Origin of the sequence: Paenibacillus beijingensis, from assembly GCF_000961095.1 — a bacterium.
Taxonomy (GTDB): Bacteria; Bacillota; Bacilli; order Paenibacillales; family Paenibacillaceae; genus Paenibacillus_O; species Paenibacillus_O beijingensis.
Genome location: NZ_CP011058.1, coordinates 4,790,001 through 4,816,859 on the forward strand (window position 1 = coordinate 4,790,001; position 26,859 = coordinate 4,816,859).

The window sequence follows — 26,859 nt, forward strand, 5'->3', positions numbered from 1 at the left end:
CAGTAAACGGCGGCCGTAACTATAACGGTCCTAAGGTAGCGAAATTCCTTGTCAGGTAAATTCTGACCCGCACGAATGGCGTAACGACTTGGGCGCTGTCTCAACGAGAGATCCGGTGAAATTTTAATACCTGTGAAGATGCAGGTTACCCGCGACAAGACGGAAAGACCCCATGGAGCTTTACTGCAGCTTGATATTGGACTTGGGTACGATCTGTACAGGATAGGTGGGAGCCTAGGAAGCCGGAGCGCCAGCTTCGGTGGAGGCGCCGTTGGGATACCACCCTGATCGTACTTGAGTTCTAACCCGCTACCGTGAAACCGGTAGGGGGACCGTGTCAGGCGGGCAGTTTGACTGGGGCGGTCGCCTCCTAAAATGTAACGGAGGCGCCCCAAGGTTCCCTCAGAATGGTTGGAAATCATTCGCAGAGTGCAAAGGCATAAGGGAGCTTGACTGCGAGACCTACAAGTCGAGCAGGGACGAAAGTCGGGCTTAGTGATCCGGTGGTACCGAATGGAAGGGCCATCGCTCAACGGATAAAAGCTACCCTGGGGATAACAGGCTTATCTCCCCCAAGAGTCCACATCGACGGGGAGGTTTGGCACCTCGATGTCGGCTCATCGCATCCTGGGGCTGAAGTAGGTCCCAAGGGTTGGGCTGTTCGCCCATTAAAGCGGTACGCGAGCTGGGTTCAGAACGTCGTGAGACAGTTCGGTCCCTATCTGTCGTGGGCGTAGGAAATTTGAGAGGAGCTGTCCTTAGTACGAGAGGACCGGGATGGACGTACCGCTGGTGTACCAGTTGTTCCGCCAGGAGCACCGCTGGGTAGCCAAGTACGGACGGGATAAGCGCTGAAAGCATCTAAGCGTGAAGCCCCCCTCAAGATGAGATTTCCCAGTATGTAAGACCCCTGGAAGACGACCAGGTGGATAGGTTCGAGGTGGAAGCACGGCAACGTGTGCAGCTGACGAATACTAATCGGTCGAGGGCTTATCCTAAATGGTTTTCCAAGTGAGGGAAACCGCAAGGCATATGAATCAGCTAAGGTAACACAAGCAATCTTTCGCATCCGGTTTTCAAGGTGTAAACCTTCATGTTCCGAAGAGGAACCCGTTTGGTGGCGATGGCGGAAGGGAACCACGCGTACCCATCCCGAACACGACCGTTAAGCCTTCCAGCGCCGATGGTACTTGGACCGCAGGGTCCTGGGAGAGTAGGACGTCGCCAAGCACGAGGAACCCGCTGCATTCGCAGCGGGTTTTTTGTTGTATAGGAAGTTATGCGAATCTAAGAATTGTGGATAGAGCGCATCGCTGGCAGCGGTCGAGTCGAAGGTACAGCCTGCGCGGACGGAATGGATGAATGTCCTTTGAGAGCTAACGACTAGTTAGAACTTCAATAGGGTCATTTTCATTAAAATAGCGGCAATGGCAGCCATTAAGAATTAACCCGGCATCGATCGACTCCCTCATCCAGAACGAATCGAACCGGGGAGTCCAACTGAGCCTAGCTTTACGTCGTAATAAATGGGGGAGGGATAGCAGAAAAGAAGGCAATTCGATGTGGCAGATAAGTCATGGTGGATGCCCGTGCGGACGACCTCGGGGAGTGCTCCTTTGCAGCTTGCCGAAGCAACTGCCGGAAGCTCTCACCCGACGCGGCGCGCCCTTGCTGCCGAGCGGATTACCTGCCGGTATGACGCGCAGCAAATGCATTTTGCCTCGTGCAGGATGCTTATTTTTGTTCTTGTTCGTTTTTTAATGCACGACAATGGTACAATCCAGTAATTTTGGTCGCATTTGCTTTACAAAGCGGACCTTTTTATCGCTAATACTACCTCCATAAACAAGCAAAGGGGTGGAAAGGATTCGAAAAACTTAAAGGATTAACGATGCAGATTGTACCGATTCAAACGGCTGAGCCGACGAATCTCCAACAATTCGTTGTCGGTTAACGGCTGGACATCTGCAGCGGCGAGATTCTCGAGCAATTGCTCCCGCGAGCTTGCGCCAGGTACCGCCGCGGCTACTGCGGGATGAGATAGCGAATAGCGGATCGCCAGCTGGGACAAGCTGCGTCCGTCTTGCACGAAGCGCTGCATTTCACTGTGAAGGCGAAGCAGTTCCTCCGGGTCATAATCCAAGTATCCTTTTGCCGCTTTCCTGCTATCCGTTAGCGCTCCGCTTGCTACAGGACCACGGGCGATCACGCTGATTCCGTGCTGTTCAAGCAAAGGGAGCACTTCTTCTTCCGCACGCCGGTCCACAATGCTGTATTGATTCATGACGCTCACCATCGAAGAGCGTTTGACATATTCGCGGATGACGTTTGGCCGAATCGATGAAATGCCGTAGTAACGGATTAAACCTTCTTGTTTTAGCTCCTCGAACGCTTCGATTGTTTCATCGATAGGATCATCTATCGTGCCTCCGTGCAGCTGATACAGGTCAATGTAGTCCGTTCCCAGTCTCGCAAGGCTTCCTTTTACCGACGACTTAATATACGCCTTGCTGGGATCCCAAATCCAGCCTTCTTTGCCGGGGATGCGGCGGTTTCCCACTTTCGTCGCAATGACAACATCCTCACGGCGTCCCTGGATCGCTTTGCCGACGAGTTCCTCATTCCGGCCCTCGTCGTATAGATCGGACGTATCAAGCAGGTTTACACCCCTATGAAGTGCTTCATGGATGATGGAAACGGCTTTGCTTTCTTCCGTTCCTATCGACAAACAGCCAAGACCGATCTCACTAACAAACAACTCCGATGAGCCTAACCGGTTCATTCTCAAGCGAGAAGCATCCCCTCTCTTATCATGCAGTCCTTTCTCTATTATGGTTACTGCGGGGGGGAAATGCAAATGTGCGGCATAAGGACGATCATCAAAAGAAGCCAAAGCTGTCTTTCCTTTCAAAGGAAAAGGCAGCTTTTTACATGAAACGAACAGATCAGGGAGGAATAAGGGCATTCTGCAAAGAATGTAATTCTGAGCAATGATTACAATGGTTTGCAGGAAGTATAACGTTCATCGAAAAGGAGTCAGTTATGGATCAACTTCGTTTTCCGATCGGTCATTATGAGCCGGCCCGGCATTTGTCGAACGAATTGAAGGAGCAGTGGATAACGGATATCGAAACGCTGCCGATGAAGCTTCTCGAGGCGCTGGACGGGTTGTCGGAGGAACAATTGAATACGCCTTATAGAGAAGGGGGCTGGACTGTAAGACAGGTCGTGCATCATATGGCGGACAGCCATATGAACAGCTTTACCCGTTTCAAGCTGGCATTGACGGAAGACAACCCTGTTATTAAGCCATACTATGAGGACCGCTGGGCGGAGCTGGACGATACGGTCAAAGCGCCGATCGCGATTTCGCTCCGTCTGCTAGAGAGTCTTCACGCCAGATGGGGCATCTTGCTGCGGTCGTTGAGCACAGCGGATTTTGCCAGGACATTCGTCCACCCGCAAAGCGGGGAAACGAATTCGCTCGAGTATTATTTAGGTATGTACTCCTGGCACGGAAGGCATCATATGGCGCATATTACATCGTTGCGCAGACGGAAAGGCTGGATATAATTCTGTACGATTCGTTTTGACTTTCGGCTGGCGGAGATGATATATTTATTTGGCTAATTTTTAATTTTGTCTCCCGTGGGAAAGGAACGTGTAATTTGTCGACATCAGAGGAAACGAAACCAAAGCTGCTGCCAACGAAAATCTGGAAATGCCGTAATGCGGAATGTAAAGCATGGGTCCGGGAAGAATTTGCTGTTGAATCGCAAGTATGCCCCCTCTGCAAAGGGCCGATGCTTCGCAGCATGCGTCATCTGCCGGCTGTACAAAACAAAGCAAAATCACAGCCGAGAAAGAAAAAAGACGAGTTTTGAGCGCGCAATCGGATGTGCAGCTGCAACGACCCCGTTTCCGGGGTTTTTTTATTTTTTGGCATCATCATTCGCTTCTGGTCGGCTGACACATATTAAACATTCATGAAGCGCTGTTCGAGCTTCATTTTCTTCCAGACGAGGATTGAAACGATCCATGCCAGGATGAACAATCCAACGAGCACATACCCCATCATACTGAAATCAATGTCGCTTATCCATCGGAAAAACGGCGACTGCAAGTTGAGCTTGTCTGCGGCAACCTGAATCAGCTCCACGACTCCAATGACTAAAGCGGCAGCCACCGAAATCGCCGTAACGGTAATGTTGTAGTACATTTTGCGCAGCGGTGTCATAAACGCCCAGTCATACGCTTTGGACATCAAGAAGCCGTCTGCCGTATCCATTAAGCTCATACCGGCCGCAAATAAGATCGGCAGCGATAATATACCGGCAAGGGGGACGGATGCCTGAGCGGCTGTGGCGGAAACTGCGAGCAGACCGATTTCGGTCGCCGTATCAAAGCCCAGGCCGAACAGAAAGCCGAGCGGGTAAACGTGCCAGCTGCGTCCGATGAAACGAAACAGCGGACGGAACAGCCTCGCAAACAAACCTCGTGATTCCAGCAAATGATTTAATTGCTCCGTATCCAGCTTCTCGACCCGCATCTGACGGAACATCCGCAGAAGTTGAATCAAAATCGCCAAATTTAACAGCCCGATCAAGATCAAGAACAGTCCGGATACGCTCATTCCGATCACGCCTCCGATATCCTGCATGAGAGGCATTTCGTTTTGAATCCACTTAATCGACAGCGCGATGCCGAGCACGAGCAGAAAAACGACCGATGAATGACCGAGCGAGAAATAAAAGCCGACGCCGAGCGGATTGCGTTTCTGCTCCGTAAGCTTGCGCACCGTATTATCGATTGCCGCAATATGATCGGCGTCGAAGGCGTGCCGAAGGCCGTATGTATAAGCAAGCAGCCCAAGTCCCCAAAAAGCGGCGCTGCTTGAGGCGGCATATGCAAGTCCGGCAACACCGATCACATGCAGCATGACAATGACGATCGGATAACCGATCCAAGACGAACGGGGATAAGACGGCTTTTTTTCCATAAAATAAAAATCCTCCTCAACAATATGAACATCGAAATCATGGTTGTTACGATCTTATAAAAATGTAGCACCATAATTTGATCTGGTCAATTGGTATGTCAATTATGAGCGGTTCACTGTTTTTTGCAGCCGTATTTTGATATAATGATTCAATATCTTTTACAAAAACTTATCAATTCCTGTATTGACTAACGAAGAAGGAGTCTAATATGATCCGCTCATTTAGCAAGCCGTCTTATAACCGGACCCTTTATTATGCCGCCTTTATTGTGCTGCTGCTGAAGCTGACGCTATTGCGGTATTTTTTATTTAAGGGCGTACTTCCGCTGCCTTTATTGGCGGACGCTTTATCGATTCTGATTCCGCTCAGTCTGCTGGAGCTGATTGTTCCTTCCAAATGGAAAGGACCGGTATATTGGGTTTTCAATGCTATTTTCTCGCTGCTGCTCTTTGCGATTACGCTTTATTTCCACCATTTTTCTTCCGTCCCAACCTATACGGCTTTGGGGGAAATCAAGCAAGTGTTCGCCATCCGGGCGAGTGTCAAATCGACCATTTCGCCGACGGATTTTCTGTTTTTTGTGGATATCGTCCTTATTGCAATGTATTGGATCATACGTAAAATCCGCGGCATCCGCGTTCCGGGCCGCAGACCGATTCGAAAATCGGCAGTTGCCGCAACGGTTGTCGTCGCTTTGCTCGGGTCAGGCTGGCTGATTATGCGGAACCAGTCCATTACGAACGAGCTGGCGCTCGCGGAAACGATCGGCGTCTTCGATTATCAGGTCACTGCCGTAATCAAAGCGAAGCAGGAAGCGAAGGAAATCGCATCCGGTAACATTAACGAGACGATTGGAGAAATCAATCAGCTGAGGTCTTCGTATGCTTATCAGAACGCTTCCAACAAAGCTCCTCTTTTTTTCGGCGCAACAAAGGGGAAAAATTTAATCATTGTCCAATTGGAAGCATTTCAAAACTTCCCGGTTCACTTGAAGCTGGATGGCAAAGAGATTACGCCAAATTTGAACAAGCTTGCGGACGAAGGCTTTTACTTCCCGCATATTTTCCAGCAGATCGGGCAGGGCAATACATCGGATGCCGAATTTATGTCGAATACATCCATTTATCCGACCGGAACGATTGCCATGTCTACGGGATACGGAAATCGGAATCTGCCCAGTTTGCCGAAATTGCTGGAGCAGGAAAACTATGTGACGAACACGTTTCATATTAACAGTGTCGGGTTCTGGGACCGGATCAAGATGTATCCTGCGCTCGGATTTAACAAATACTACGATAAGCCTTATTACAACAATGATCACTTTAACGATTTTGGCGCTTCGGACGAGGAGCTGTATCGCGTTGCGGTGGAGAAGATGTCGGAGCATAAACGTCAAAACCAATCCTTCTACGCCCAGATCGTTACAACCTCCGGCCATTTTCCGTTCCAAGTGCCGGAAGACCGCAAGCAAATTACGATCCCCGATTCGCTTGAGGGAACGGAGCTTGGCAATTATTTTACCGCGGTAAATTATACGGATTATGCGGTAGGCAAGCTGATTGAACGGTTAAAAGCAGCGAATTTGTGGGAGGATACGACGCTTGTATTATACGGGGACCATTTCGGTCTTCAGCCGCAGGACATCGATCCTCAAGAAGCGAAACGAACGCTTGGCATCACGTACGATCCCCGCATCACCCGCTTTAATATCCCGCTAATTATTCATACGGCGGGATCGAAGAGCGGCCAAGTGGTCAACCAGGTTGGAGGGCAGGTCGATATTATGCCTACAGTGGCCAATCTGATGGGCATTTCGCTTAAGGAAAAGCAATATACCGCATTCGGGCAAGACCTGCTGAATATCGACCGCAATGTAATCGGCATGCGGTATTATTTGCCGACAGGTTCGTTTTTTAACAACGACATTTTGTTTGTGCCCGGCAACGGCTTCGAAGACGGATCGGCGATTTCGCTGAAGACGCTTCAGCCGGTTGCGGACTTTTCCAAATACCGGTCGGATTACGACTACGTGCTCAAATTAATGAATCTATCCGACAAATATGTTAAGCTTCTGCCCAAACGGTGAGAGGCTGTAAGTGTACGATAAACCCCCGGATTCCTAACACGGAAGCCGGGGGTTTTGCGTTTAGCCGGGCATCGGGATTCGAATGCAGTAACGATCGATTTACGTTTACAATTTGTTTGGACTCGCCGCTAGGCGATGAACTAATTTTGTCCGCTGGTCTCTTAGCCGCCCTTACCATTTGGCAGCAACAAAATTACTATAGTAAGAAGAAATATTAAGTTGAGGTGAACCCATGACGAAAATCGTACGTTATGCGGCATTAACTTTTGATGACGGCCCATCTCCTTACACGTCAAAAATATTGAAAATTTTAAAAAAGTATGATATTCGGGCCACTTTTTTTGTAGTGGGCCAAGAGCTTCATAAGTATCCCAAGACGATAGCGCGAATGTTCCGGGAGGGGCATGTCATCGGCAACCATACGTGGGACCATCCCAATCTTACGAAGCTGCATCGAAGCGAAATGGAAAGTCAAATGATCGCCGCCGATGCCGAGATCGCAAAGTTGACTGGATATAGGCCCGGATTGTTCCGTCCGCCAAGCGGTTACAGCAATGAAGAGGTACTGGCTGTCGTTCATGCTTTGGGAATGACAAGCGTCCTTTGGAACGTGGACTCCCGGGATTGGGATTTATCGGACTATGTACCGATCCATGCGCGTATCCTGGACCAATTGAAGCCGCAAAGTCTAATCCTGCTGCATGACGGGGATGCGTTCGGCTGCGGACCGCGCGAAGCCGTACTCGAATCGCTGCCGGTTCTGATCGAATCGCTTTTCAGCCTTGAGTATCGATTTGTAACCGTGCCCGAGTTTCACAAACTCGTTTGTACGATTGAACGCCACGAAGTTTAATCCGGAATAAAAATATGAACGCAACGGATGCGAAAGGGTGAACAGCATGATTGATATAACTCCGGAGCTGCTTGCTTTTGCAGGAGAGCTGGGCCGAAATTCAGACTGCCGCTATTTGATCTGTCCGGAATGCGATGACGCACAGCAAATGATCGCGAGGCAGCACTCCGGCTTGGAAATCATGAATACGAGTCTAAAAGAGGCTAGCTCATCAATGGGACCGGAGCTGATGAACGAATCTGTAATTCTCTGTTCCGGCTTGATCACGATGCCCGGGAAGCTTTTCCACCTGAAAAAATTGATGGATAAGGTGCCTCTATGCATCGTTACCGAACCGGACAGCAATAAATCGCCGAAGCAGTTCGAACGATGGCTTTTATCCGAACGGCTCAACGTGGAATTTACCGGATATACCGGTCCGAATACGTTGACGGCGGTCATTGGAAACTCCCGCTTCGACAAAGGCTCCGGCAATTCCCATTTCAAGGTCGTCGCCTTGTTATGCGCCTACAACGAAGCCGACATCATTGAACATACCCTCCGGTATTTGCTCCATCAAGGGATTTATGTTTATGTGCTGGAAAATTGGTCACTCGACTCAACCTGGGAAAAGATTCAACCTTTTATAAACTATCCTCACTTCATCGGGTGTGAAAGATTTCCGCAAAAGGGTCCGGATCCTACCTTTAACTGGTTGAAAATTTTGGAAAGAAAAAAAGAATTGAGCCAATCTCTGCGTGCCGACTGGTTTATTCACTATGATATCGATGAAATCCGCATGTCGCCTTGGCCTCAGCTCAATCTGATGGAAGCGATCCGTTACGTGGATCAAATGGGTTTTAACGCGATCGATCATACCGTTTTGGAATTTCAACCGGTAGATAACGGGTTCACGGGTGTAGTCGATTTCGGAACGTATTTTAAATACTTTGAATTCGGTAAAAGGACCGACCATTTTCAACAAGTCAAAGCGTGGAAGAACACAGGGAAAGAAATCGAGCTTGTATGGGGGGGGCACAACGTTTCCTTCGATGACCGCAAGGTTTGTCCTTACAAATTCATAATGAGGCATTATCCGGTTCGCTCGCAGGCGCATGGAGAACGTAAAGTGTTTATCGACCGCCAGCCGAGATGGAATCCGGAAGAGCGGGCCACGAACCATCACACCCATTATGACCATATTGATATTGGGCATTCTTTTGTGCGCAGTCCGGAGGAGTTGAAAATTTTTCATCCGAAAACATTTTTTACGAAATACTTGGCAGAGCGCTTAACCGGCATCAATATTTCGACCTGAATGTACAACAAACGGATGATGCTGCTGGAACGAAGATAATTACCAAAATAATGCAGCGAAAAGAAGGCCGAAGGAATGAATCGATTCCAACGGCCTTTTCAATGCGACCGCAGATCCCGGCATCCGGCAGTTTCTGAACATCATGATCCAGAAAAGGTCGGTTTCCAGGAGGCTGCGGCATCTATCCCCTCACACTATGCTGCTGTATATTCGCGAATACGAATAGATTTCCTGTTCGATGGTGGGAATCATGAAATTGGATAAATTGGCTTTGAAGTGGTTCAACAACGAAGGATCCGACACCAACTGCTTCATTCGAGCAGCCAAAGCGTTGGCATCTCCTAATCGGAACGTATAACCGTTATAGCCATCCTTTATTTTTTCAGCCATCCCCCCGACATTGGAAACCAAAGCGGGAATGCCGCTTGCGAGCGCTTCGTGGAGGGTCAGCGGATAATTCTCGTACCAGATGGAGGGGACGATGGCTGCATCCACCTGCTGATAGATTTCACTTAGATCGTTTTCGGTGTACTTGCCGCAAAATTCGATCCTGGAATCGGCGGCAGCCATGCGGTGAATATGTTCGGTATAACCCGGATCCCCGGTCCCGTATATTTTGATTCTCATTCGGTTTGAATCGATTTGTTTGGCAGCTTCGATAATCAAGTGAACACCCTTATGAGAAGTCAGAGAACCTCCATAGAAAAAGGTGATCGTGTCATTGTGACCGTACACTCTATGATTTCGTTTAATTTTTCGGTAGCTCATGCCGTGATGGATGACTTGTACGGGAATCTGAAACTCCTTCTGCAGCATAGCCGCTACAAATTCCGAAGGAGCCAGAAGAAAACGGGCTGACGCCATGATGCTTCTCGCGGCCGCGAGCCGCTCCCGAACTCCGGGAATATGGCAATGTGTTTCGCAGGCTCTTCCTTCTTCAGGGCCTTCACAAAGAAGCTGATTCGGCCGTAACATGATGCCCCTAACGCATTGCAAGTAAAAATCGGTTATCGTCACGATATAAGGGATATTTAATTTCATGCAGGCTTGCACGAAGCCCGCAACCCTCATCGGATGACCAACATGCACCAAATCGGGGTTTTCACGGGCAAGAATGGTCTGAGCGAATGCAAATACTTGCTCGTCTTGGAGATGAACATGGCTGTCGGGAGGGACGTTCCGGTGACGGAAAGCGAGTACCGGCACTCCTTCATACACATATTCCTTGGATAAAATCTCCGCATCAGCAGTGGGGAAGGTATCCGGATTGTGTAAGCTGTACGTGATGACTTTGACCTTATTGCCGTTTTTTTGAACCATTTTTACCGTGTTCAATATAAACTTTTCCGTGCCGTAATATCCTTCCGGAAAAAACTGATGCACCAAATACAGTATTTTCATCTTTCACCCCTCACTGACCGATTTGATCATATGGTGGATACCGTTACTCTTATACGGGATCGTTCGTCAAATAATTGGAAACCAAGTGGCGGCCAATGTTCTCGGCGAACGCTTTAAATAAACAATACTTGACTTCCTCTAACAGAAACGGGTTGACCGTTTCGTACACATTGTTTAAATAATTGGACATCATTAACATAAACTCTTTTATCGAGATCAGCAGGTCATGATGTTTGGGAACATTTGCAGTTTCCTGAATGGAACCCACATAGGAGTAGAAGGGATCATCCGCATATGGATGTTTAAACAGCTCAAAATCAGCATGCCGATTTTCAATCGCACGATCTATAAAACCCAAGGTCTCATGCAGTAAATCCCTAACTGTGCAGTAGGGATAAAGGGTGCCGTATAATTCATCCGCAAGTGCGGATAGAATGCAGTAGCTCTTCACGATTTGGCCTGCAAGCTCTCGATCGTCAAGCGGCTCAGCAAGGGGATAATTGTCAAATATTTTCGCCAGCGCCAATGTGTTAGCGCATCCGCGCTTTAAATAGTAGGATGCCGGGCGGTTGTGAGAGTGAATGATCCGGGTTTTGCCGAGCAGGGCAAGCTTATGGCCGTCCTTAATTAAGCGTAATCCGAGATCCAGGTCCTCTGCGTAATCAAGTTGAAATTGATATTGCATAAAGATGTCTTTACGGATTAAGCACCCGTTGTTCATCAACTGCGCGTTTACCCGCAGGTTATCGTAAGTCTGATGTTCCGGCAGCATCAAGATTTTGTCCGTCTCGAGTATGCCCAAATAATTAAAGTGGTGCCAGGATATGATTCTGTAATAGAGATCAGCGTCTTCCCTCATGGTCTCGGCGCAGGAAACAGCAGCGGCGCCATGAATTTCAGATTCCTCATACAACTGGTAGATCCATTGATCGGTCGGCGGAAGAGCGTCCTGAGTCATAAAGAGCAAATAATCCGCGTCCGTGCTGTGTCCGGCACCAACATTTCTGGCAAAGCTATGACTAAACTGATCGGGAGGGATGCTGATGACTTTGGCGTTATAATCGAGTGCAATCGGTATCGTTTCGTCCGTGCTTCCGGAATCGACAACAACGATCTCAATCCGCCTGAAAGGCTTTTGCTTGACTAGCATTTGCATCAGCTGGCGAAATTCAGCTCCGGCGTTTAAGGTCGGGATGACGACGGTTATCGCTCTATCCCATGCGGAGCTTATATATTTCCAATCTGAGCCGAAATGGCCGACCTCGGGCAATTGTAAGTCAGGGATAGTGCTCACTGTATTTTCCTGCGAAGGGACCGGCTGCTGCGGGATCACGACGGATTCCGTGTTTGAGAGCGCTTTTCGCTTTTTCAAACGCGATCGAATTCTCTTTCGTCTTCGAATCCCCAACATTTTTCCTCGTCCGTACTTCTTTGCCTTTCCCTTTGCTCTCCTCGTTCCCTTTCGTTTAACTCTTAGTAACTTTAATTTAGAGGATCGTCGTGTTTTCTTTTTTAACGTTTTCGAACGATTCCGCATTGGCCGCTTCAACGATATCCTCCTCCTTCTTGCGTCTTACTGCGCCTTTGATCGCTCGGCGAACCTTAAGTCATAACTAAGGATATGTAACGGGTGGCATAAACACACGGGCGCATACCGCTGCCGGCGAAAAATTGGCGTTTGTACCAGGGGCAGGCAAAATGGTTAGGGGTCCAGAACGGGGGCATGAAAAAAGAATAATATAAGAATAGACAAGATCATGGAGAGGAAATGGCGGTGAATCATTGGAACCGGTCGGTTTAATTCCTTGCGCGGGAAAAGGGAGCAGACTGTCGCTGCCCTTCTCCAAAGAGTTATTTCCAAATGTCCACACAACTTCTTACAGCCCCATTCTGATGTATACCATTAACGCAATGAAAGAAGCAGGCATCCGGCATCTTGTCATCACGGTTAATCCTGACAAGTCGGATATCATCAAGTTTTTGGGAAACGGAAGCAAATGGGGGGTCACACTATCCTATTGCGTTCATGCGCAGCCGCGTTCCCTTCCGGAGTCGATTGATGAAGCCTATCATTTGATCGTGGATAAAACGGTTGCGTTTGCCATGCCGGATACGTATGTTCAGCCGGCAAATTTTCTGCGGAAATTGGTAATATCTCACCGGGAAGATCCGACTCGTGAAGTAACGCTGGGATGTTTTCAGACCGATAATCCGTCCAAGTTCGGAATGGTGGATTTTGTTGAAGACAGCGGGAAGGTACTCGCGGTTTATGATAAGCCGGCATCGTCAACCTTGCAATGGATGTGGGGAGCAATGGTTTGGAATCCTTCCTTCGCAGAGTCCATCCATCAATTTGTTAAACAAAAAAACGCCGGAAACAGCAGCTCAAAGGAACTGATTTTAAGCGATGCGCTGGCATCCCTGATCGAGCAAAGAAAAGTGAATGCTCATCGTTTCCATCATGGCAGGTACCGGGATTTGGGGACGTACGATGAAATCCGGTTATGGAGCAAGAACGAGTAACATAAGGGAGGGAGAGCAATGGGGGTGGACGGATACTATGTCCGCACTTTGGATTGGGCGATCGAAACGGGCGTGGCGAATCATTATAAGGAAATCTACCCGGAGCATACGATGCGATTATTGAAGCCGAAATCGGTTGAGCCGTTGCATCAAGCTTTTACTTATAACGATCTCGGCAATTTTCCGCCGTCCTTTGCTGCACTCATCCCTAACGGCCGTCTATGGGGACAGCACGCCGCTGTAATCACTCCGAATAATAAGCTGTTAAATGACGTCTCTCTCGAATGGCAATCGGTTGTTGACCCGCAGCGACATCCCGTATTTCAGCAAGGGCAGCTGCCGCCTGCAACCTACACCGGGGGAACCGTCGCCGCATTGGCTTTTGTCGGAGCTCAAAGCTATTATCACTGGTTTGTCGATGTATTGCCCCGGATTCATTTACTTAGAGAGAGCGGAGTATACGTAGACAAATATGTCATTAACACGCATTTGCCGTTTCAATATGAAACGTTGGCCAAGATGGGCATAACGAGAGATAAAATCATCGAAACGACCGGAAATCACAACTTTCATTTACAAGCGGAAAAGTTGATTGTCACCTCGATCCCGAATCATTTGCGGTACCCGAAGTGGGTGGTCAATTTTATAAGAGGAGAGTTTTTTGAAAATCATCCGATCCAAACCTCATCCGAGTTTGAGCGGATTTACGTCAGCCGCGACGATGCCAATTACCGGAAAGTTGTCAATGAAGACGAGGTCATGAATGTGCTCGCCGGATACGGCTTCCGAAAGGTCGTGCTGTCTCATTTGTCGCTGGATGAGAAAAGAAACATATTCGCCTCGGCCAAATACGTCGTTTCGGCACTCGGTTCCGGCCTGATCCATCTTCTTTTCTGCAGTCCGAAGACGAAAGTAATCGAATTTTTGCCGCCTAACTTCGTTGATATTTGTTTTTGGAGAATGAGCAACTTTTTGAAGCTCGACTATTATTATTTAATGGCAGAAGGCGCGGGATTCCACGGTGTTCCGAACTTTAATGAAATGATGGAAATGGGAGCACTCGGAGTCGTGGAGAATCTGGCCGTTGATATTCATAAATTCACCCGGTTATTGGAACGGGCCGGGCTGTAGCTCAGCCGGCCGGCAGGGGCTGTCTCGGAAGGCATTGGGCCTTGGGGGGACAGTCTCTTTCTTTGCGTTGTTTTCATGTTCCTTTTAACAACGTTAAGTTGAAAAAGCGGGTGAAATCTTTTATAGTCAAATGTAGTCCGAACATGCAGTTGAACAGGATGCAGCATGAATGATGACAAGGAATCCGAAGGAGGAAATACAGTGGCAAACCAACAACAACTGCTCGTATTCGCCGGCTCGTATGCCGAAAGGGAGAACAGCGGCGTTTATGTATACCGTTTAAACGAGGAGACGCTGGAACTGGATTTATTGGACGAGGTATCGGGATTGAAAAATCCTACGTTTCTGAATGTGGATGCTTCCTCAGGCTACCTGTATTCGATCGCGGAAGGCACGTCGGCCGAGGGCGGAAAGACAGGAGAAGCGGTAGCGTTCCTCTTCGATGCGGCGCAGGGGAAACTGACCCGTGTGAATGAAAACACGACGACAGCTTCACCGACCTGCCACATTCAGCGCGACCCGTTGGATCGTTATCTGATTGTAGTCAGCTACCATGGCGGCATGGTCGGCCTTATGGAGATCGAAGAAGGCGGGCGTATCGGACGTCAGCTCGATGTGCAGCAGCACGAAGGTCACAGCGTACATAAACGACAGGATTGTCCTCACCCTCATTCCACTTTTTTCAGCCCCGACGGGCGCTACTTGTTCGTTCAGGACTTGGGACTGGATATTATCCGCACGTATACGCTTGATAGGGAAAATAATAAACTAGTGCCGCATCGCGATAACCGAATCCATGCGGGCGCAGGTCCGCGCCATCTTACGTTTCATCCGAACGGCCAGTTTGCATTTGTAATCAATGAGCTTGATAGTACAATATCTTCACTCCGTTTCGATGCCGATACCGGCGCGCTGAACGAAATCGGCTCGGTTTCCACACTTCCCGACGGCTTCGACGGTGAAAATACGTGCGCCGAAGTGGTCATAAGCAAAGACGGCAGGTTTCTGTACGGCTCCAACCGCGGCCATGACAGCCTGGTCGTGTTCGCCGTCGACGGGGATACCGGGGCGCTGTCGCCCATTCAGCATGTCACGTCCGGAGGCGGTCATCCGCGTCATTTCGCGCTTGCGCCAAGCGGCCGCCTGATCGTTGCGGCAAACAAAGATACGAATAATATTGCTTTGTTCCGGGTTGATCCGGAAAGCGGCCGTCTTGAATATACGGGCCGCAGCACCGAAGTCTCCCAGCCGGTATGCGTTCAGCCTGTTTATGTGCCGGTATCGTAATCGAAAGCTTGAATCATCCGAAACAATCGGCAGCTCCCGTAAGTGGGGGCTGCCGATTGTTTTTTATTTTTTGTGAATAAAGATGACAGTATTTTTATGCACAAAAACTTTTATTTTGACATAATGACATAATTTTGGACGATCCGTTTGTCTTCATGTCTAATGCCTGCAAGCAGATAAAAGTGTAATATGTTAACAAAAGAGACATGAACAGCACTTTATATTAGAATACCTGCCATGAATCATACATAAAGAAACGGATGAATGGCGCAATGTTGCGAAAATTCGGATGAAACGGCAATGGGGGAATGATGATGGCTCTGGCAGCAAGATCGGTTTCCGAAATCGTATTGGAAGATATCAGTATGAAATATGAAACGGCTTCTTCGGATGTGCTGGCCGTTCAGCAGGTAAGCATGAATATCGCAAAAGGAGAATTCATTTCGCTGCTGGGACCGTCCGGTTGCGGCAAAACGACGCTGCTGCGGTTAATGGCAGACCTGCTGGCGCCAAGCAGCGGAAAGTTGAGTGTGGCGGGAGGAACGGCCAAAGAGGCGCGGCTGGCCCAAAAATACGGCATCGTGTTTCAAAGTCCGGTGCTGTACGACTGGCGCAAGGTCAAACATAACGTCACTCTGCCGCTTGAGCTGAAAGGCGTGAGTAAGAAACAGCGTGACAAACGGGCCGATGAACTGCTTGAGCTGGTCGGGCTGAAGGCGTTCGGCGATAAATATCCGTGGCAGCTTAGCGGAGGCATGCAGCAGCGGGTTTCGATTGCAAGAGCGCTTGCAATGGAGCCGGAAATACTATTGATGGACGAGCCTTTCTCCGCTTTGGATGAATTTTCGCGGGAACGGCTCAATGAAGAATTGCTGACGGTTTGGAGCAAAGTAGGAAGCACTGTCGTTTTCGTAACGCACAGTATTTCGGAGGCCGTTTTTCTCTCCGACCGCGTATTCGTTCTCTCGCCCCATCCCGGAAGATTATCCGCCGTTGTGGACATTCCGCTTCCGCGTCCCCGCAACAAAGAAATGCGCAATACTCCTCAATTTTTCGAGCTGATCGCGGATATCCGCAGCCGGTTTGAAGGGGTGTAGCCAATGAGGGGACAACGAGTATTGGCAAACAGCAGATTGCTTTCAGCGGCGCTATGGATCGTTGGTCTGTTCCTGTTGTGGGAGCTCATCTCGTGGATATTGCTTCACGTGGTGCATGCGACGCTAGCCCAGTCCAAGCTGCCTTATCTTCATGAAGTGCTGCGCGCTTTCGGAATGAACGGGCAAACGCTCCTTAAGGAAGGGGGCGTCACCTTTATGAATGCCGGTATGGGCTTCTTGCTCGGCGCCGCCGCCGGCGTGCTGCTCGCGGTATTAATGAGCGTCTCGAACTGGATCGAACAGCTGGCGTTTCCTTATGCCGTAGCTTCTCAAATGATCCCGATTTTAGGACTGGCACCGATATTGTACGGCATCGTGCGGGATGAACAAATCGCCCGCATTCTTATCGCCGCTTATATTACGTTCTTTCCGGTATCGCTCAACATGCTCCGCGGGCTCCGGAGCGTACATCCATCCGCTTATGAGCTTATGCGCGCGCATGCGGCTAAGCCGTGGGAAGTATATTTAAAACTTAAGCTTCCGGCCGCTTTGCCCGGATTGTTCGGCGGCTTGAAAATCGCGGCGCCTCTTGCCGTGACGGGAGCCATATTGGTGGAGTTAATGGGCGCCCAGCATGGAATCGGCGTCATGATGCTCCGCAATCTGTATTATGGCCCGTCGCACGCCTACCTGTTCTGGTGCACCGTTCTGCTCGGCGCGCTGCTTGGCCTGCTCAGCTACGGTCTGATCGGAATGGCAGAAAGGCTGTTAACGCCGTGGCAGCCCGCTTTCCGACGCAAAGGAGGTGAACGCTGATGAAAGGCAACAGCGTTACCAGCGCCGATATCCGTACAGCTTCCGGAGCCGGCGGGGTCGGTTCAAGCCCTATGCCTGCCAAAAGCGCGGCAGACCGGAGTATGAAGCCTGAACGAAGGCAGCGGCGTTCCTTCAAAGCCGCACTGCGGATCGCGCTACCGGTGCTTGCGGGTCTGCTGTTCGTGGCGTTATGGGAGTTGAAATTGTTCCATTCGTTGTTCAATTTGAGAACCTACCAGCTTCCGCTCCCTTCGGCGATTGCACAAGCGATGGCGGACAACCGCAGTCTGCTTGCTTCTTACACGGGTTATACGCTTTCGGAAGCGGTGCTCGGCATGCTTGCGGGATCCGCCATCGGCTTCATTGTCGCCTTGTGCGCTACCGCTTGGCCCCGTTGGGGGGCGGGAAGCTTACTCATCGTCGCTTCATTCAACGCCGTACCGATTGTGGCGCTTGCACCGATTATGAATCTGTGGTTTGGAGACGGCATCGGTTCTAGGATTGCGATTGTCACGGTTGCCACGATGGCCGCAATGGCCGTCAATGCTCATAAAGGAATGACGATGGTCGATCCGCTTGCGCTTGATTTCATGAAATCATGTGCGGCTACCAAGCTCGAGGTGTTCCGGTATTTGCGGATACCGGCCAGCCTTCCTTATGTATTCACAGCGCTGAAAATCAATACGACCGCCGGAATGATCGGAGCGATTGTCGGAGAGTTTTTCTACTCGTCGCGAGGACTCGGCTACTTGCTCTCCAACTCAATCAAAGTAGCGAAAATGCCGATCGGCTGGTCCTGTATTACGACGGCTGCGATTGTTGGAATTTTGTTTTATTTGTTCATGGAATTTCTTGAACGTCGGCTCGTAAAGCGCCATGTTTAAGACCATTCCAATCTGACTGCGCCACAGCCGGCTCAAGCGAACAGACGAATGATTCGTTTCGCTGCTGCCGTTTGCATACCCGCCTCATGAATGTAACATACGCTGTGTTTATTTTTTGTACCCACCAATCTGTGAGGGAGAGAGAGAAGCGATGGAGAAAAAGAATAAGCGTTACCGCGGGGGTTTGCTGCTTGCAGCCGGAATGCTCTTGATGAGCACGCTGGCTGCATGCTCGGGAGGGAACAACGGTAATGCCGGAGGAGCGACGAGTAACACTGCCGGTACGGAACAGAGCTCAGGCACTACGCAAACAGCCGAGCCGGTCAAAATCAAGCTGCAGTTAAAGTGGGTGCCGCAGGCACAGTTCGCGGGATATTATGTCGCGATGGATAAAGGGTATTACAAGGACGAAGGTTTGGATGTGGAGATTGTTCCCGGAGGTCCGGATATCGTACCGGAGCAGCAGGTTGCAAACGGCGCGGCAGACATCGGAATCGATTGGGTGGCAAGCTTGCTTGCCCATCAGGAGCAAGGGCTCCCGCTGATCGAAATTGCGCAAATCTATCAGAAGAGCGGTCTGGTGCTCGTATCGAAGAAGGAGGCTGGAATCAACACTCCAGCCGATTTGAAAGGCAAGAAGGTGGGCAACTGGATGGGCGGCAACGAATTCGAGGCGCTCGCTCTATTCGACAAGTACAAGCTGGACCAAAATAAAGATTTGAGCTTCGTCAAGCAAGGGTTCACGATGGACCAGTTCCTGAACGGCGAACTCGATGCCGCTTCCGCCATGACGTACAACGAATATCAGGTTGTGCTGGAGCAAGGTATTCCGGCAAGCGATTTGTCGGTGATCGACATGAACAATGAAGGAGTTGCAATGCTTGAAGATAACTTGTTTGCCAATAAGGATTGGCTGGCGAACAACAAAGAAACAGCGGCCAAATTTGTTCGGGCATCGCTCAAGGGCTGGAAAGATGCCATTGCGGATCATGAAGCCGCAGTCGACAGCGTGATGAAGGTTGCCGAACAAGGCAGCACAACCCGAGATCATCAGGTGAAGATGATGGAGGAAGTAGCCAAACTCGTCGCACCGGAAGGATTCGACACCTCCAAGCTCGGTATGATCGACGACGCAAAGTTCAAGCAGACGGCGGATATCGCGCTTCAATTCGGGGTCATTAAGGAAGCGGCCAATCTGAGCGAAGCCTATACGAACGAAATTGTAGAAATGGCCGCTAAGTAGCGGAATGCAGAATTGGGGCGGTCGGGAGTCGACGAAGGCGGTAATGAGCCGATTCGTCTTCCCGTACTGCCCCTTTATACTCGGAAACTTTGGCAAGAAGGATTGGACAAGCATACGGTAAGCGAACGATGATGTGAAGCGTACAATGATGAGAGCGAATCATGATAAGAACGGCGATTAGACACCCGAAATTTTGACGCTGTCGATGAACGGTGCCGGCTGCAGCAGTTGATAAGCGCGCAACGCTACTCCGAGGGCGAGCCGTTTCTCCGGCGTCATATAGTCCTCGCCCAGCAGCTCCGCGATTTTATCCAGCCGGTAGTAGAGAGACTGGCGCACGATGAACAGCCTCTGGGCTGCCGCCTGTTTCGAACCGTCGCAATCGAGCAGCGCTTTCAGCGTCAACAGCAGTTCGCTGCCCCGGGTTTCATCATGGTCGATCAGCGGGCCCAGATGCTGCCGGACGAACTGCTGCAGCAGTTTTCCATCATTTAGTCCGGCCAGCAGCTGATATACGCCTAACTCATCGTACAGTAGAACCGGTTCGCCGAAGCTTGGAAACAGGGACAACGCCTGTTCGGCCTCCAAATAGCTTTGCCGTGCGTTATTCAGGCCGATCGTGAAACCGCCGGCTCCGATTAGCAGCTTGAACTGCTTCGGCAGCTCGCCCGAATGGGAATGTTGGAATGAACCTAGCGCGCTTTTCAACCGGGGTGCGGAACCGCTGCTGGCCTTCGTGTCAAACGCAATGATAGCAATCCTGTTTTGGTGAAGTGTCATAAAGGGCTGGAAAAAATGCTTCTCCAGGTCCGACCGCACCATGTGCGATAAGTGAAGGCGGAGGGAGTCCCAATCCGAATCGGCCGTATCGGGCTTCCCTTCGAACCGGTTGGCGATTTCGATGATACACGTGTAATAATGTGTTGAATCCCAACGTTTGTAATCCGTCCCCGTCAGCGCCCGAATACTCTTTTCATCCTGAGCTCTGCCTCCGATCAGCTCTCCAACCCAGGCGTGCTCGGAAAACAGCTTCCTCTCTTCCATGTAGCGGGTGCGCAGCAGCTCTTGGGCAATCGACAAGGAAGCGGAGTCGGCTAGCATCAGGTCGTATTCAGTGGGCTGCTGGTCGGTGATCATGAGCAATAATGCCCATGTTTGATCATACGCGCCGATTGGTTTCGTAACGGCGTAACGGCCGTCATCGATTTGAGTACACCATATTTGAGCGTTTCCATCCTCCTCTTGAGAGTTGTACCGCTCATCGGCATATGCGCTCCATACCGACTGTTCTTGCGGATATAGCGGCGGGTAACTGATCGTTTTTCCCGTTAACGGACGAAAGAGCAGCTGCGCCCCGGTGCTCTCATGCAGCAGTTTCAGGACGTTCAACGTTCCGTGGAGACCGAGGGTATGGCGATGAAATTCACGGGATAAGCTTTCGAGCTCCCGCAGACGGAGATGCTGGCGGTTAACGAGAAGCGAATGCAAATCGTGTGTAATATCGACATAACGGACGGTAGAGGGGAACAAGATGACGGGAAAGCCGTGTTCGTCAGCCAGCTGCTTCAATTCATTTTCAACCGCATTGAAATAAGGGCCGACCTCGATGCAAAGGCAGGAAGCGTTCTGACGGATCAGCTTTTCCGCAAATGCCGACCATAATTCAGGACTAGAGCGGAGACCGATGCCGGTCGTCAATATCATTTCACCGCCGTGAATAAGCGTTTCGAAATCGGTAACTTCCAAAATATGAACCCAGCGAATAGGGCGGATCAAGCCGCTTTCACCCGCAACTACGACAGCATTGCGGAATAAAGGCCTGGACAGCGCCTCCTGTACGGTTAAATTATATTCCGTATCGATACGAATCCCTCGCTTTCTAGATAACACGCCGAAATGAAGACAGCGAAGACAAACTCTTTGTTAGTTAATATATCATAGATTGCGGGTAAGCTTCACTCTTTAAACTTGGGATTCCAAACAAATTTTCCAGAAAGTATTCATATTAGTTAAAAAATTTAGTATTATACGTTATGTAATCTGACATTGGCCTCGGAATGCAAGGGGCTTGCGTCATCGCAAACGTTCAGATTTCATCGGTCGGGACGGAGATGCTACAGCAGACCAGTGCGATAACTTGGTCATAACGGCTGCGTTGTTAATGTCTAGCGATACGAAAGGGAGGTTGTGTAACGATGTCCAAAATCATCCGAAACGGAACGGTTGTGACAGCGACGGATACGTTTGCCGCCGATATTATCATTGAAAACGGGGTTATTTCGAGCATTGGCACCGGGCTGGAAACGCCGGCGGGAGCCGAAGTGATCGATGCTTCGGGCTGTTACGTCTTTCCCGGCGGTATCGATCCTCATACTCATTTGGATATGCCGTTTGGCGGAACCGTTACAGCCGACGATTTCGAGAGCGGCACGATCGCGGCCGCGTTCGGCGGGACAACGACGATCATCGATTTCTGTTTGACCAGCCGCGGCAAACCGCTCTCCACTGCAGTGGAGACCTGGCATGCGAAAGCCGAAGGCAAAGCGGTTATCGATTATGGTTTCCATCTTATGGTCAGCGAGATAACCGAAGACGTGCTGGAAGAACTGCCGGATATTATGGATGAGGAAGGCATTACTTCCCTTAAGGTGTTCATGGCATACAAAAATGTATTTCAAGCGGATGACGGCACTTTGTTCAAAACGCTGCTTTTGGCCAAAGAGCAGGGAGCACTTGTCATGGTCCATGCGGAGAATGGAGACGTCATCGATTTTCTGGTTGAAAAAGCGCTCGAGGAAGGCAATACCGATCCGATCTACCACGCGCTGACCCGGCCGCCTGAACTGGAAGGCGAAGCGACGGGAAGAGCCGCCTATTTGACGGAGCTTGCCGACTCCCAGCTGTACGTCGTCCATGTGACGTGCGCCGAGGCGGTTCGCAAAATCGAGGAAGCGCGCCGGAAAGGCGTGCGGGTCTATGGGGAAACGTGTCCGCAGTACTTGACGCTCGACCAGTCTTATTTGGATAAGCCGAATTTCGAAGGAGCCAAATACGTCTGGTCCCCGCCGCTGCGGGAAAAGTGGAATCAGGACGCGCTTTGGGGCGCCCTGTGGAACGGACAGCTGCAGACGATCGGCTCCGATCAATGCTCCTTCAATTTTAAGGGACAAAAAGAACTCGGAAGAGGGGACTTCTCGAAAATTCCGAACGGCGGTCCGACAATTGAAGACCGCTTCACCATTTTGTACTCGGAAGGCGTTGCGAAAGGAAAGATATCGTTGAACAAATTTGTGGATATCATATCTACGACGAGCGCGAAACTGTTCGGGCTTTATCCCCGCAAAGGAACGATTGCGGTCGGCTGCGACGCGGATATCGTCATCTTTGATCCCCATATTAAACGAACGCTGTCTGCTGGTACGCATCATATGAAAGTGGATTACAACGCGTTCGAAGGGATGTCCGTTACCGGAGAACCGGTATCGGTGCTCATACGCGGCGAATTTGTCATTCGCGACAAGCAGTTTGTCGGCTCGCCGGGCTCCGGACAATATCTACACCGCGGAAGATTTCCGCAAAGCGGCAAGCTGCCGGGCAAAAAGCCTGCGGCCAACAGTTTGATTTAACGATAACCCGAGACAAAAATCGGCTGCATACGTGCAAGCGGCCTCCGGCATTTTCGATGCCGGAGGCCGCTTGTTTACGTTCACGGGTTGAGTTTTTTGCCGGAATCATTCGGAAGTTTCCGTTAGAAAGCGGCCGCTCCGGAAGCCGGTAACGAGCTTTTGACAATGAAATTCCGTGACATTCAATTATTTGTTATAATGATGCTAATAATTCTGGCTTGCCCCAAACGGGAAGGTGAAATGATGGAACAGCCGGTTCGTACGATTGAAGATTGTGAACTAAGCTGCAACGGTTCGGAGACGGATTTGAATCAAATTAGAGCCGCGATGATCGATGATCAGTCAGCGGTGCAGGTCGCGGATTGGTTCAAAGCATTCAGCGATCCGACTCGTGTCAAGCTGATCGGCGCATTGCTGCAAAAAGAGCTTTGCGTTCACGATCTTACCGTATTGCTCGATATGGGACAATCCGCAGTTTCCCATCAGCTGCGTTACTTGCGCAATATGCGGATCGTAAAACGAAGGAAAGCGGGCAAGACGGTTTACTATTCGCTGGACGATACGCATATTGAACAAATTTTTGTCCAAACGCTGCAGCATACGAAACATGATTGAGGAATCGTTTGAAAGATATCCGACATGACAAAGAATGGACTAAACTGCTGAGCGCTGCGCTTTGCAGTTTTTTTTATATCGGTTTCTCATGCAGTTTGGTACAGTGCCGCCGCCGGGAAGCAAGACGTATATAACGGAACTGTTCATGCGTGATTCTTAACAATCTCTTAGTTACTTTTTTTCATTTAACTGGGGTATAGTAAGTATAAATGATTGCATAGGCGAATCAATCATCCATGAGAGAAGCGGTGAGCATGTACAGAGACCCTAAAATAATCATTTTGTATGCGAGCTACGGCGACGGGCACCTCCAGGTTGCTAAAGCGTTGAAGCGACGGCTCGAGCTGACGGGATGCCGACAAGTTCAAATGATTGATTTGATGGCGGCTGCGCATCCGGTGCTGGATGCGTTAACGAAATTTACGTATTTGAAATGCTCCGTTTTCTTTCCAAGTCTGTATGGGTGGAGCTACCAGTTGTCTAACAAACCGGGGATGGCCGGATGGCTGACGAGTCGGCTTCATTCCTTATGCATACGTGCAATGCGGCAAATCGTTAAACGGGAAATGCCGGATGCGGTCATTCAGACTTACCCCATGCTTGCAATGTCCGAGCTGCGGGGCAGATCCGGCGCAGCCGTTCCGACGTTTACGGTCGTAACCGATTTTGTTTATCACGGGAACTGGATTCATCCTGAAACGGACCGGTATTTCGTCGCGACGTCCGATCTGAAAGCAGCGATGGTTCAAGGCGGAGTCCGGAGCGAGCGTATCGAAGTGACAGGCATTCCGATCCGCGACTCCTTCAAATATCGCGTTCCGAACGAGTCGATATATGCCCGCTACAACTTGCAGCCGAGCCGCAGCTATGTGCTTATTATGGCGGGAGCTTACGGCGTGTTTACAAATATAAAAAAAATGGTACATCAATTATCGGCAATCGAAGGTACGGAATTGCTGCTCGTATGCGGGAGAAACGAAACGCTGCTGCGGCGGATGCAAACCGACTGCGCGCCGCTGCCAAACGTCCGGGTGTTCGGTTATGTCGAGCAAATCCAGGAGCTGATGTCGGTCGCTTCCTGTATCGTAACGAAAGCGGGCGGCGTCACGTTGTCGGAATCGCTGGCCATGCTGCTGCCGGTTATTATTTACCGCCCGGTGCCGGGCCAGGAGAAAGGGAATGCCGATTATTTACGGCAGGAAGGGAGCGCCTTAATCGTTAACGATTTGCCCGCTCTTAAAGAATCGGTAGCAACGATCGTTTCGCAGCGAAGCAGAAATAAGCAGGACCCATTCGCGGAATCGGCACCTGCAACCCGTGCGGCTGAGCGGGTTGTCAGCGAAGTACTGCGTTTTGTAAGGAACCGTGTCTCCCAGCAGAGCGATATGACATCATTTCATAGAAAAGAAAGGCATACCTGGCATGAAACATACGAGTAACCTTTATTCACCTGAATTTATACGGAACGGTATCGTTCTATTTCTTACGGAATTTGTGAAAGGCGCTTTTCTCGTTTCTTTCTTCCCCGTATATGCCGTCAATTCGCTCGGCTTGTCGCTCGCTGAAGTCGGGACGGTCGTGTCCGTGTTTTATTTGGCAGACAATCTGTTCAAATGTATTGCGGGATACTTGGTCAACCGGTTTTCCGTCTCATTGATCGTAAACGGCGGTTTTTTCCTCTCCATGTTCGGTATAGCCGCCCTGATGAACGTGCACAGCTTGCCGCTGCTCATTATTGCATCCGCTTTAATCGGCATCGGAGGCTCACCTGTTTGGATTGTCCTTCTCAGTCAAGTGCAGGATGGACAGCGCGCTTCACAAATGGGAGTTCTATATTTGTTCTGGATAGCGGGGCTTGGCGCGGGGCCGGTTCTTATCAATTTTGTCATGGACAGAAGCATGAACTTATCGACTCTGCTCCTTTTTGTGATCTGGGGAGCGGGATGGCTGCTTGCCTCCAGGATCAGAAATGCGGACATGATCAGCCCGGTTTCATTGCCCGTCCAAGCGGCGATATTATGGAAAAGATTGCGGAAGATGCGTTTTCTTCTTCCGGGTATGATCATTCAAACGACGGCCGCCGGGATGCTGGTGCCGGTCATTTCCGGATTTGCAACCCGGCATATCGGGCTCACTCATTCCGAGTTTTCACTCCTGATGATTGTCGGCGGAGCCTGCATCGGAATTTGTCTGATTCCATTCGGGAAATGGTCGGACAGACGCGGAGGAAAGTGGTTTTTGGTGGGCGGCAGCGCCATCTTCTCGATCGTATTGTTGTCTTTGACGTTTGTTTCCACCTTGAAATCAGCCATTGCCGCCTCTGCTTTGCTCGGCATATCTTATGCCGCGGTATTGCCGGCATGGAATGCGCTGCTCGCCGGTTATGTACCGAAAAGACTGACGGGAACGGCGTGGGGATTGTTTTCGGCAATTGAAGGGCTCGGGGTTATGATCGGCCCCATTATCGGGGGAATACTGGCTGACAGGTATAATGAGAAATTCCCTTTTTTTGCAAGCTCGCTGTTGTTTATCGTTCTAAGCGTCATTTACATGATGTCGCCGTCGACTCGCTTTGCTCACAATCGAAGGCTTAATATTTGAAAGCCAATAATGAAGGCAGACCATCATAATAGGATCTATAATAATGCGGCGATCGCTACCCTATATATAAGGGGGGCGGTCTTTTTTTTACCACAGATAGAATTTATAAATTTCGCACTTGCGAAAATCAAATTCTATCTTGGCGATAAAACCTACCTTTAAACGCGGTCGCTCATCCCTGAGAGGCCTCGAAAGAGGTTTTCTCATGATCCCATGTGGATGAATCCGATCGTAGTCCTTATTGGATATAGTCTATAATACCCAAACTTTATATTACTATTGTAGTATTATTTTTTTACTGGTATTATCTTATTCGATAATCCAAAAGAACTATAAGGAACAAGATTCGTCGAGCATTAATCGGTTTCTGTCATTGAAGCGGTTGTCAGCGTCTGCACG

Annotated in this window: 21 protein-coding genes and 2 rRNA genes (1 of these 23 cut by a window edge); 18 read left to right on the top strand and 5 right to left on the bottom strand. The window is 49.9% G+C overall.

Annotation, left to right across the window (positions count from 1 at the left end; genetic code table 11):
• Both VN24_RS21675 and rrf read left to right on the top strand, forming a co-directional pair.
• Positions 1 to 998, top strand: a 23S ribosomal RNA gene (locus tag VN24_RS21675); it begins 1,934 nt to the left of the window's first position.
• Positions 999 to 1,113: 115 nt separating this feature from the next.
• Positions 1,114 to 1,230, top strand: a 5S ribosomal RNA gene (rrf, locus tag VN24_RS21680).
• Positions 1,231 to 1,885: 655 nt separating this feature from the next.
• Here the strand turns inward: rrf and VN24_RS21685 are convergent.
• On the bottom strand, positions 1,886 to 2,788 hold the full coding sequence (locus tag VN24_RS21685; protein WP_045672127.1) for an aldo/keto reductase: 903 nt from the start codon (positions 2,786 to 2,788) through the stop codon (positions 1,886 to 1,888).
• Positions 2,789 to 3,042: 254 nt separating this feature from the next.
• On the opposite strand from VN24_RS21685, the gene VN24_RS21690 reads away from it, so the two are divergent.
• Together VN24_RS21690 and VN24_RS21695 are read left to right on the top strand one after the other, a co-directional pair.
• Entirely contained in the window at positions 3,043 to 3,573 is a 531-nt protein-coding gene (locus tag VN24_RS21690) for a YfiT family bacillithiol transferase (protein ID WP_045672128.1), read from the top strand.
• Between the two features lie 95 nt (positions 3,574 to 3,668).
• Positions 3,669 to 3,884: a cold-inducible protein YdjO-related protein gene (locus tag VN24_RS21695; RefSeq protein WP_045672129.1), complete on the top strand. Its 216-nt coding sequence runs from the start codon at positions 3,669 to 3,671 to the stop codon at positions 3,882 to 3,884.
• Positions 3,885 to 3,976: 92 nt separating this feature from the next.
• Here the strand turns inward: VN24_RS21695 and VN24_RS21700 are convergent, their stop codons facing one another.
• Entirely contained in the window at positions 3,977 to 4,999 is a 1,023-nt protein-coding gene (locus VN24_RS21700) for a HoxN/HupN/NixA family nickel/cobalt transporter (protein ID WP_045672130.1), read from the bottom strand.
• Between the two features lie 209 nt (positions 5,000 to 5,208).
• On the opposite strand from VN24_RS21700, the gene VN24_RS21705 reads away from it, so the two are divergent.
• The 3 genes from VN24_RS21705 to VN24_RS21715 all read left to right on the top strand — a co-directional run bounded on the left by VN24_RS21705 (position 5,209) and on the right by VN24_RS21715 (position 9,236).
• A complete protein-coding gene (locus tag VN24_RS21705) occupies positions 5,209 to 7,086 on the top strand; it encodes an LTA synthase family protein (protein WP_045672131.1) in 1,878 nt (625 codons plus the stop codon).
• 232 nt (positions 7,087 to 7,318) lie between these two features.
• A complete protein-coding gene (locus tag VN24_RS21710) occupies positions 7,319 to 7,939 on the top strand; it encodes a polysaccharide deacetylase family protein (RefSeq protein WP_045672132.1) in 621 nt (206 codons plus the stop codon).
• Positions 7,940 to 7,985: 46 nt separating this feature from the next.
• A complete protein-coding gene (locus VN24_RS21715) occupies positions 7,986 to 9,236 on the top strand; it encodes a glycosyltransferase family protein (protein WP_045672133.1) in 1,251 nt (416 codons plus the stop codon).
• A 189-nt stretch (positions 9,237 to 9,425) separates the two neighbouring features.
• Here VN24_RS21715 and VN24_RS21720 read toward each other — a convergent pair whose 3' ends face one another.
• Together VN24_RS21720 and VN24_RS26550 are read right to left on the bottom strand one after the other, a co-directional pair.
• Positions 9,426 to 10,637 carry a glycosyltransferase family 4 protein gene (locus tag VN24_RS21720; RefSeq protein WP_045672134.1) on the bottom strand — a complete coding sequence of 404 codons (1,212 nt, stop codon included), beginning with the start codon at positions 10,635 to 10,637 and terminating at the stop codon, positions 9,426 to 9,428.
• 49 nt (positions 10,638 to 10,686) lie between these two features.
• Positions 10,687 to 12,009, bottom strand: coding sequence for a glycosyltransferase family 2 protein (locus VN24_RS26550; RefSeq protein ID WP_052703075.1), 1,323 nt, complete (start codon positions 12,007 to 12,009; stop codon positions 10,687 to 10,689).
• Between the two features lie 410 nt (positions 12,010 to 12,419).
• On the opposite strand from VN24_RS26550, the gene VN24_RS21730 reads away from it, so the two are divergent.
• The 7 genes from VN24_RS21730 (at position 12,420) to VN24_RS21760 (ending at position 19,618) form a co-directional block, all read left to right on the top strand.
• On the top strand, positions 12,420 to 13,160 hold the full coding sequence (locus VN24_RS21730) for a sugar phosphate nucleotidyltransferase (protein WP_045672135.1): 741 nt from the start codon (positions 12,420 to 12,422) through the stop codon (positions 13,158 to 13,160).
• Between the two features lie 18 nt (positions 13,161 to 13,178).
• The gene (locus tag VN24_RS21735; RefSeq protein ID WP_052703076.1) at positions 13,179 to 14,291 is read left to right on the top strand and encodes a glycosyltransferase family 61 protein; all 1,113 of its coding nucleotides are present in this window, start codon (positions 13,179 to 13,181) and stop codon (positions 14,289 to 14,291) included.
• Positions 14,292 to 14,492: 201 nt separating this feature from the next.
• A complete protein-coding gene (locus VN24_RS21740; RefSeq protein ID WP_148505286.1) occupies positions 14,493 to 15,578 on the top strand; it encodes a lactonase family protein in 1,086 nt (361 codons plus the stop codon).
• Between the two features lie 314 nt (positions 15,579 to 15,892).
• Positions 15,893 to 16,675: an ABC transporter ATP-binding protein gene (locus VN24_RS21745; RefSeq protein ID WP_045672137.1), complete on the top strand. Its 783-nt coding sequence runs from the start codon at positions 15,893 to 15,895 to the stop codon at positions 16,673 to 16,675.
• 3 nt (positions 16,676 to 16,678) lie between these two features.
• Positions 16,679 to 17,491 (top strand): ABC transporter permease, encoded by an 813-nt coding sequence (locus VN24_RS21750; protein ID WP_045672138.1) that lies wholly within the window; start codon positions 16,679 to 16,681, stop codon positions 17,489 to 17,491.
• Positions 17,491 to 18,375: an ABC transporter permease gene (locus VN24_RS21755; protein ID WP_238590751.1), complete on the top strand. Its 885-nt coding sequence runs from the start codon at positions 17,491 to 17,493 to the stop codon at positions 18,373 to 18,375. The genes VN24_RS21750 and VN24_RS21755 overlap by 1 nt, the downstream gene beginning before the upstream one ends.
• Positions 18,376 to 18,526: 151 nt before the next feature.
• Entirely contained in the window at positions 18,527 to 19,618 is a 1,092-nt protein-coding gene (locus VN24_RS21760; protein WP_045672139.1) for an ABC transporter substrate-binding protein, read from the top strand.
• Between the two features lie 177 nt (positions 19,619 to 19,795).
• On the opposite strand, the gene VN24_RS21765 is transcribed toward VN24_RS21760, so the two are convergent.
• The gene (locus tag VN24_RS21765) at positions 19,796 to 21,508 is read right to left on the bottom strand and encodes a PucR family transcriptional regulator (protein WP_274520395.1); all 1,713 of its coding nucleotides are present in this window, start codon (positions 21,506 to 21,508) and stop codon (positions 19,796 to 19,798) included.
• A 305-nt stretch (positions 21,509 to 21,813) separates the two neighbouring features.
• Between VN24_RS21765 and hydA the strand changes: the two genes are divergently transcribed.
• From hydA to VN24_RS21785, 4 genes are all read left to right on the top strand, one after another.
• Complete coding sequence (gene hydA / locus VN24_RS21770) at positions 21,814 to 23,244, top strand: dihydropyrimidinase (RefSeq protein ID WP_045672140.1); 1,431 nt, start codon at positions 21,814 to 21,816, stop codon at positions 23,242 to 23,244.
• Between the two features lie 243 nt (positions 23,245 to 23,487).
• The gene (locus VN24_RS21775) at positions 23,488 to 23,859 is read left to right on the top strand and encodes an ArsR/SmtB family transcription factor (protein WP_045672141.1); all 372 of its coding nucleotides are present in this window, start codon (positions 23,488 to 23,490) and stop codon (positions 23,857 to 23,859) included.
• A gap of 236 nt (positions 23,860 to 24,095) precedes the next feature.
• Positions 24,096 to 25,298 carry an MGDG synthase family glycosyltransferase gene (locus VN24_RS21780; protein ID WP_052703077.1) on the top strand — a complete coding sequence of 401 codons (1,203 nt, stop codon included), beginning with the start codon at positions 24,096 to 24,098 and terminating at the stop codon, positions 25,296 to 25,298.
• On the top strand, positions 25,282 to 26,460 hold the full coding sequence (locus VN24_RS21785; RefSeq protein WP_045672142.1) for an MFS transporter: 1,179 nt from the start codon (positions 25,282 to 25,284) through the stop codon (positions 26,458 to 26,460). Before VN24_RS21780 ends, VN24_RS21785 begins: the two co-directional genes overlap by 17 nt.
• Positions 26,461 to 26,859 lie beyond the last annotated feature (399 nt).

Coding starts and splice junctions, on each gene's coding strand:
- VN24_RS21700 (WP_045672130.1), bottom strand. CDS start 4,999: ATGGAAAAAAAGCCGTCTTATCCCCGTTCGTCTTGGATCGGTTATCCG.
- VN24_RS21775 (WP_045672141.1), top strand. CDS start 23,488: ATGGAACAGCCGGTTCGTACGATTGAAGATTGTGAACTAAGCTGCAAC.
- hydA (WP_045672140.1), top strand. CDS start 21,814: ATGTCCAAAATCATCCGAAACGGAACGGTTGTGACAGCGACGGATACG.
- VN24_RS21780 (WP_052703077.1), top strand. CDS start 24,096: ATGAGAGAAGCGGTGAGCATGTACAGAGACCCTAAAATAATCATTTTG.
- VN24_RS21760 (WP_045672139.1), top strand. CDS start 18,527: ATGGAGAAAAAGAATAAGCGTTACCGCGGGGGTTTGCTGCTTGCAGCC.
- VN24_RS21735 (WP_052703076.1), top strand. CDS start 13,179: ATGGGGGTGGACGGATACTATGTCCGCACTTTGGATTGGGCGATCGAA.
- VN24_RS21745 (WP_045672137.1), top strand. CDS start 15,893: ATGGCTCTGGCAGCAAGATCGGTTTCCGAAATCGTATTGGAAGATATC.
- VN24_RS21690 (WP_045672128.1), top strand. CDS start 3,043: ATGGATCAACTTCGTTTTCCGATCGGTCATTATGAGCCGGCCCGGCAT.
- VN24_RS21710 (WP_045672132.1), top strand. CDS start 7,319: ATGACGAAAATCGTACGTTATGCGGCATTAACTTTTGATGACGGCCCA.
- VN24_RS21750 (WP_045672138.1), top strand. CDS start 16,679: ATGAGGGGACAACGAGTATTGGCAAACAGCAGATTGCTTTCAGCGGCG.
- VN24_RS21785 (WP_045672142.1), top strand. CDS start 25,282: ATGAAACATACGAGTAACCTTTATTCACCTGAATTTATACGGAACGGT.
- VN24_RS21720 (WP_045672134.1), bottom strand. CDS start 10,637: ATGAAAATACTGTATTTGGTGCATCAGTTTTTTCCGGAAGGATATTAC.
- VN24_RS21705 (WP_045672131.1), top strand. CDS start 5,209: ATGATCCGCTCATTTAGCAAGCCGTCTTATAACCGGACCCTTTATTAT.
- VN24_RS21715 (WP_045672133.1), top strand. CDS start 7,986: ATGATTGATATAACTCCGGAGCTGCTTGCTTTTGCAGGAGAGCTGGGC.
- VN24_RS21755 (WP_238590751.1), top strand. CDS start 17,491: ATGAAAGGCAACAGCGTTACCAGCGCCGATATCCGTACAGCTTCCGGA.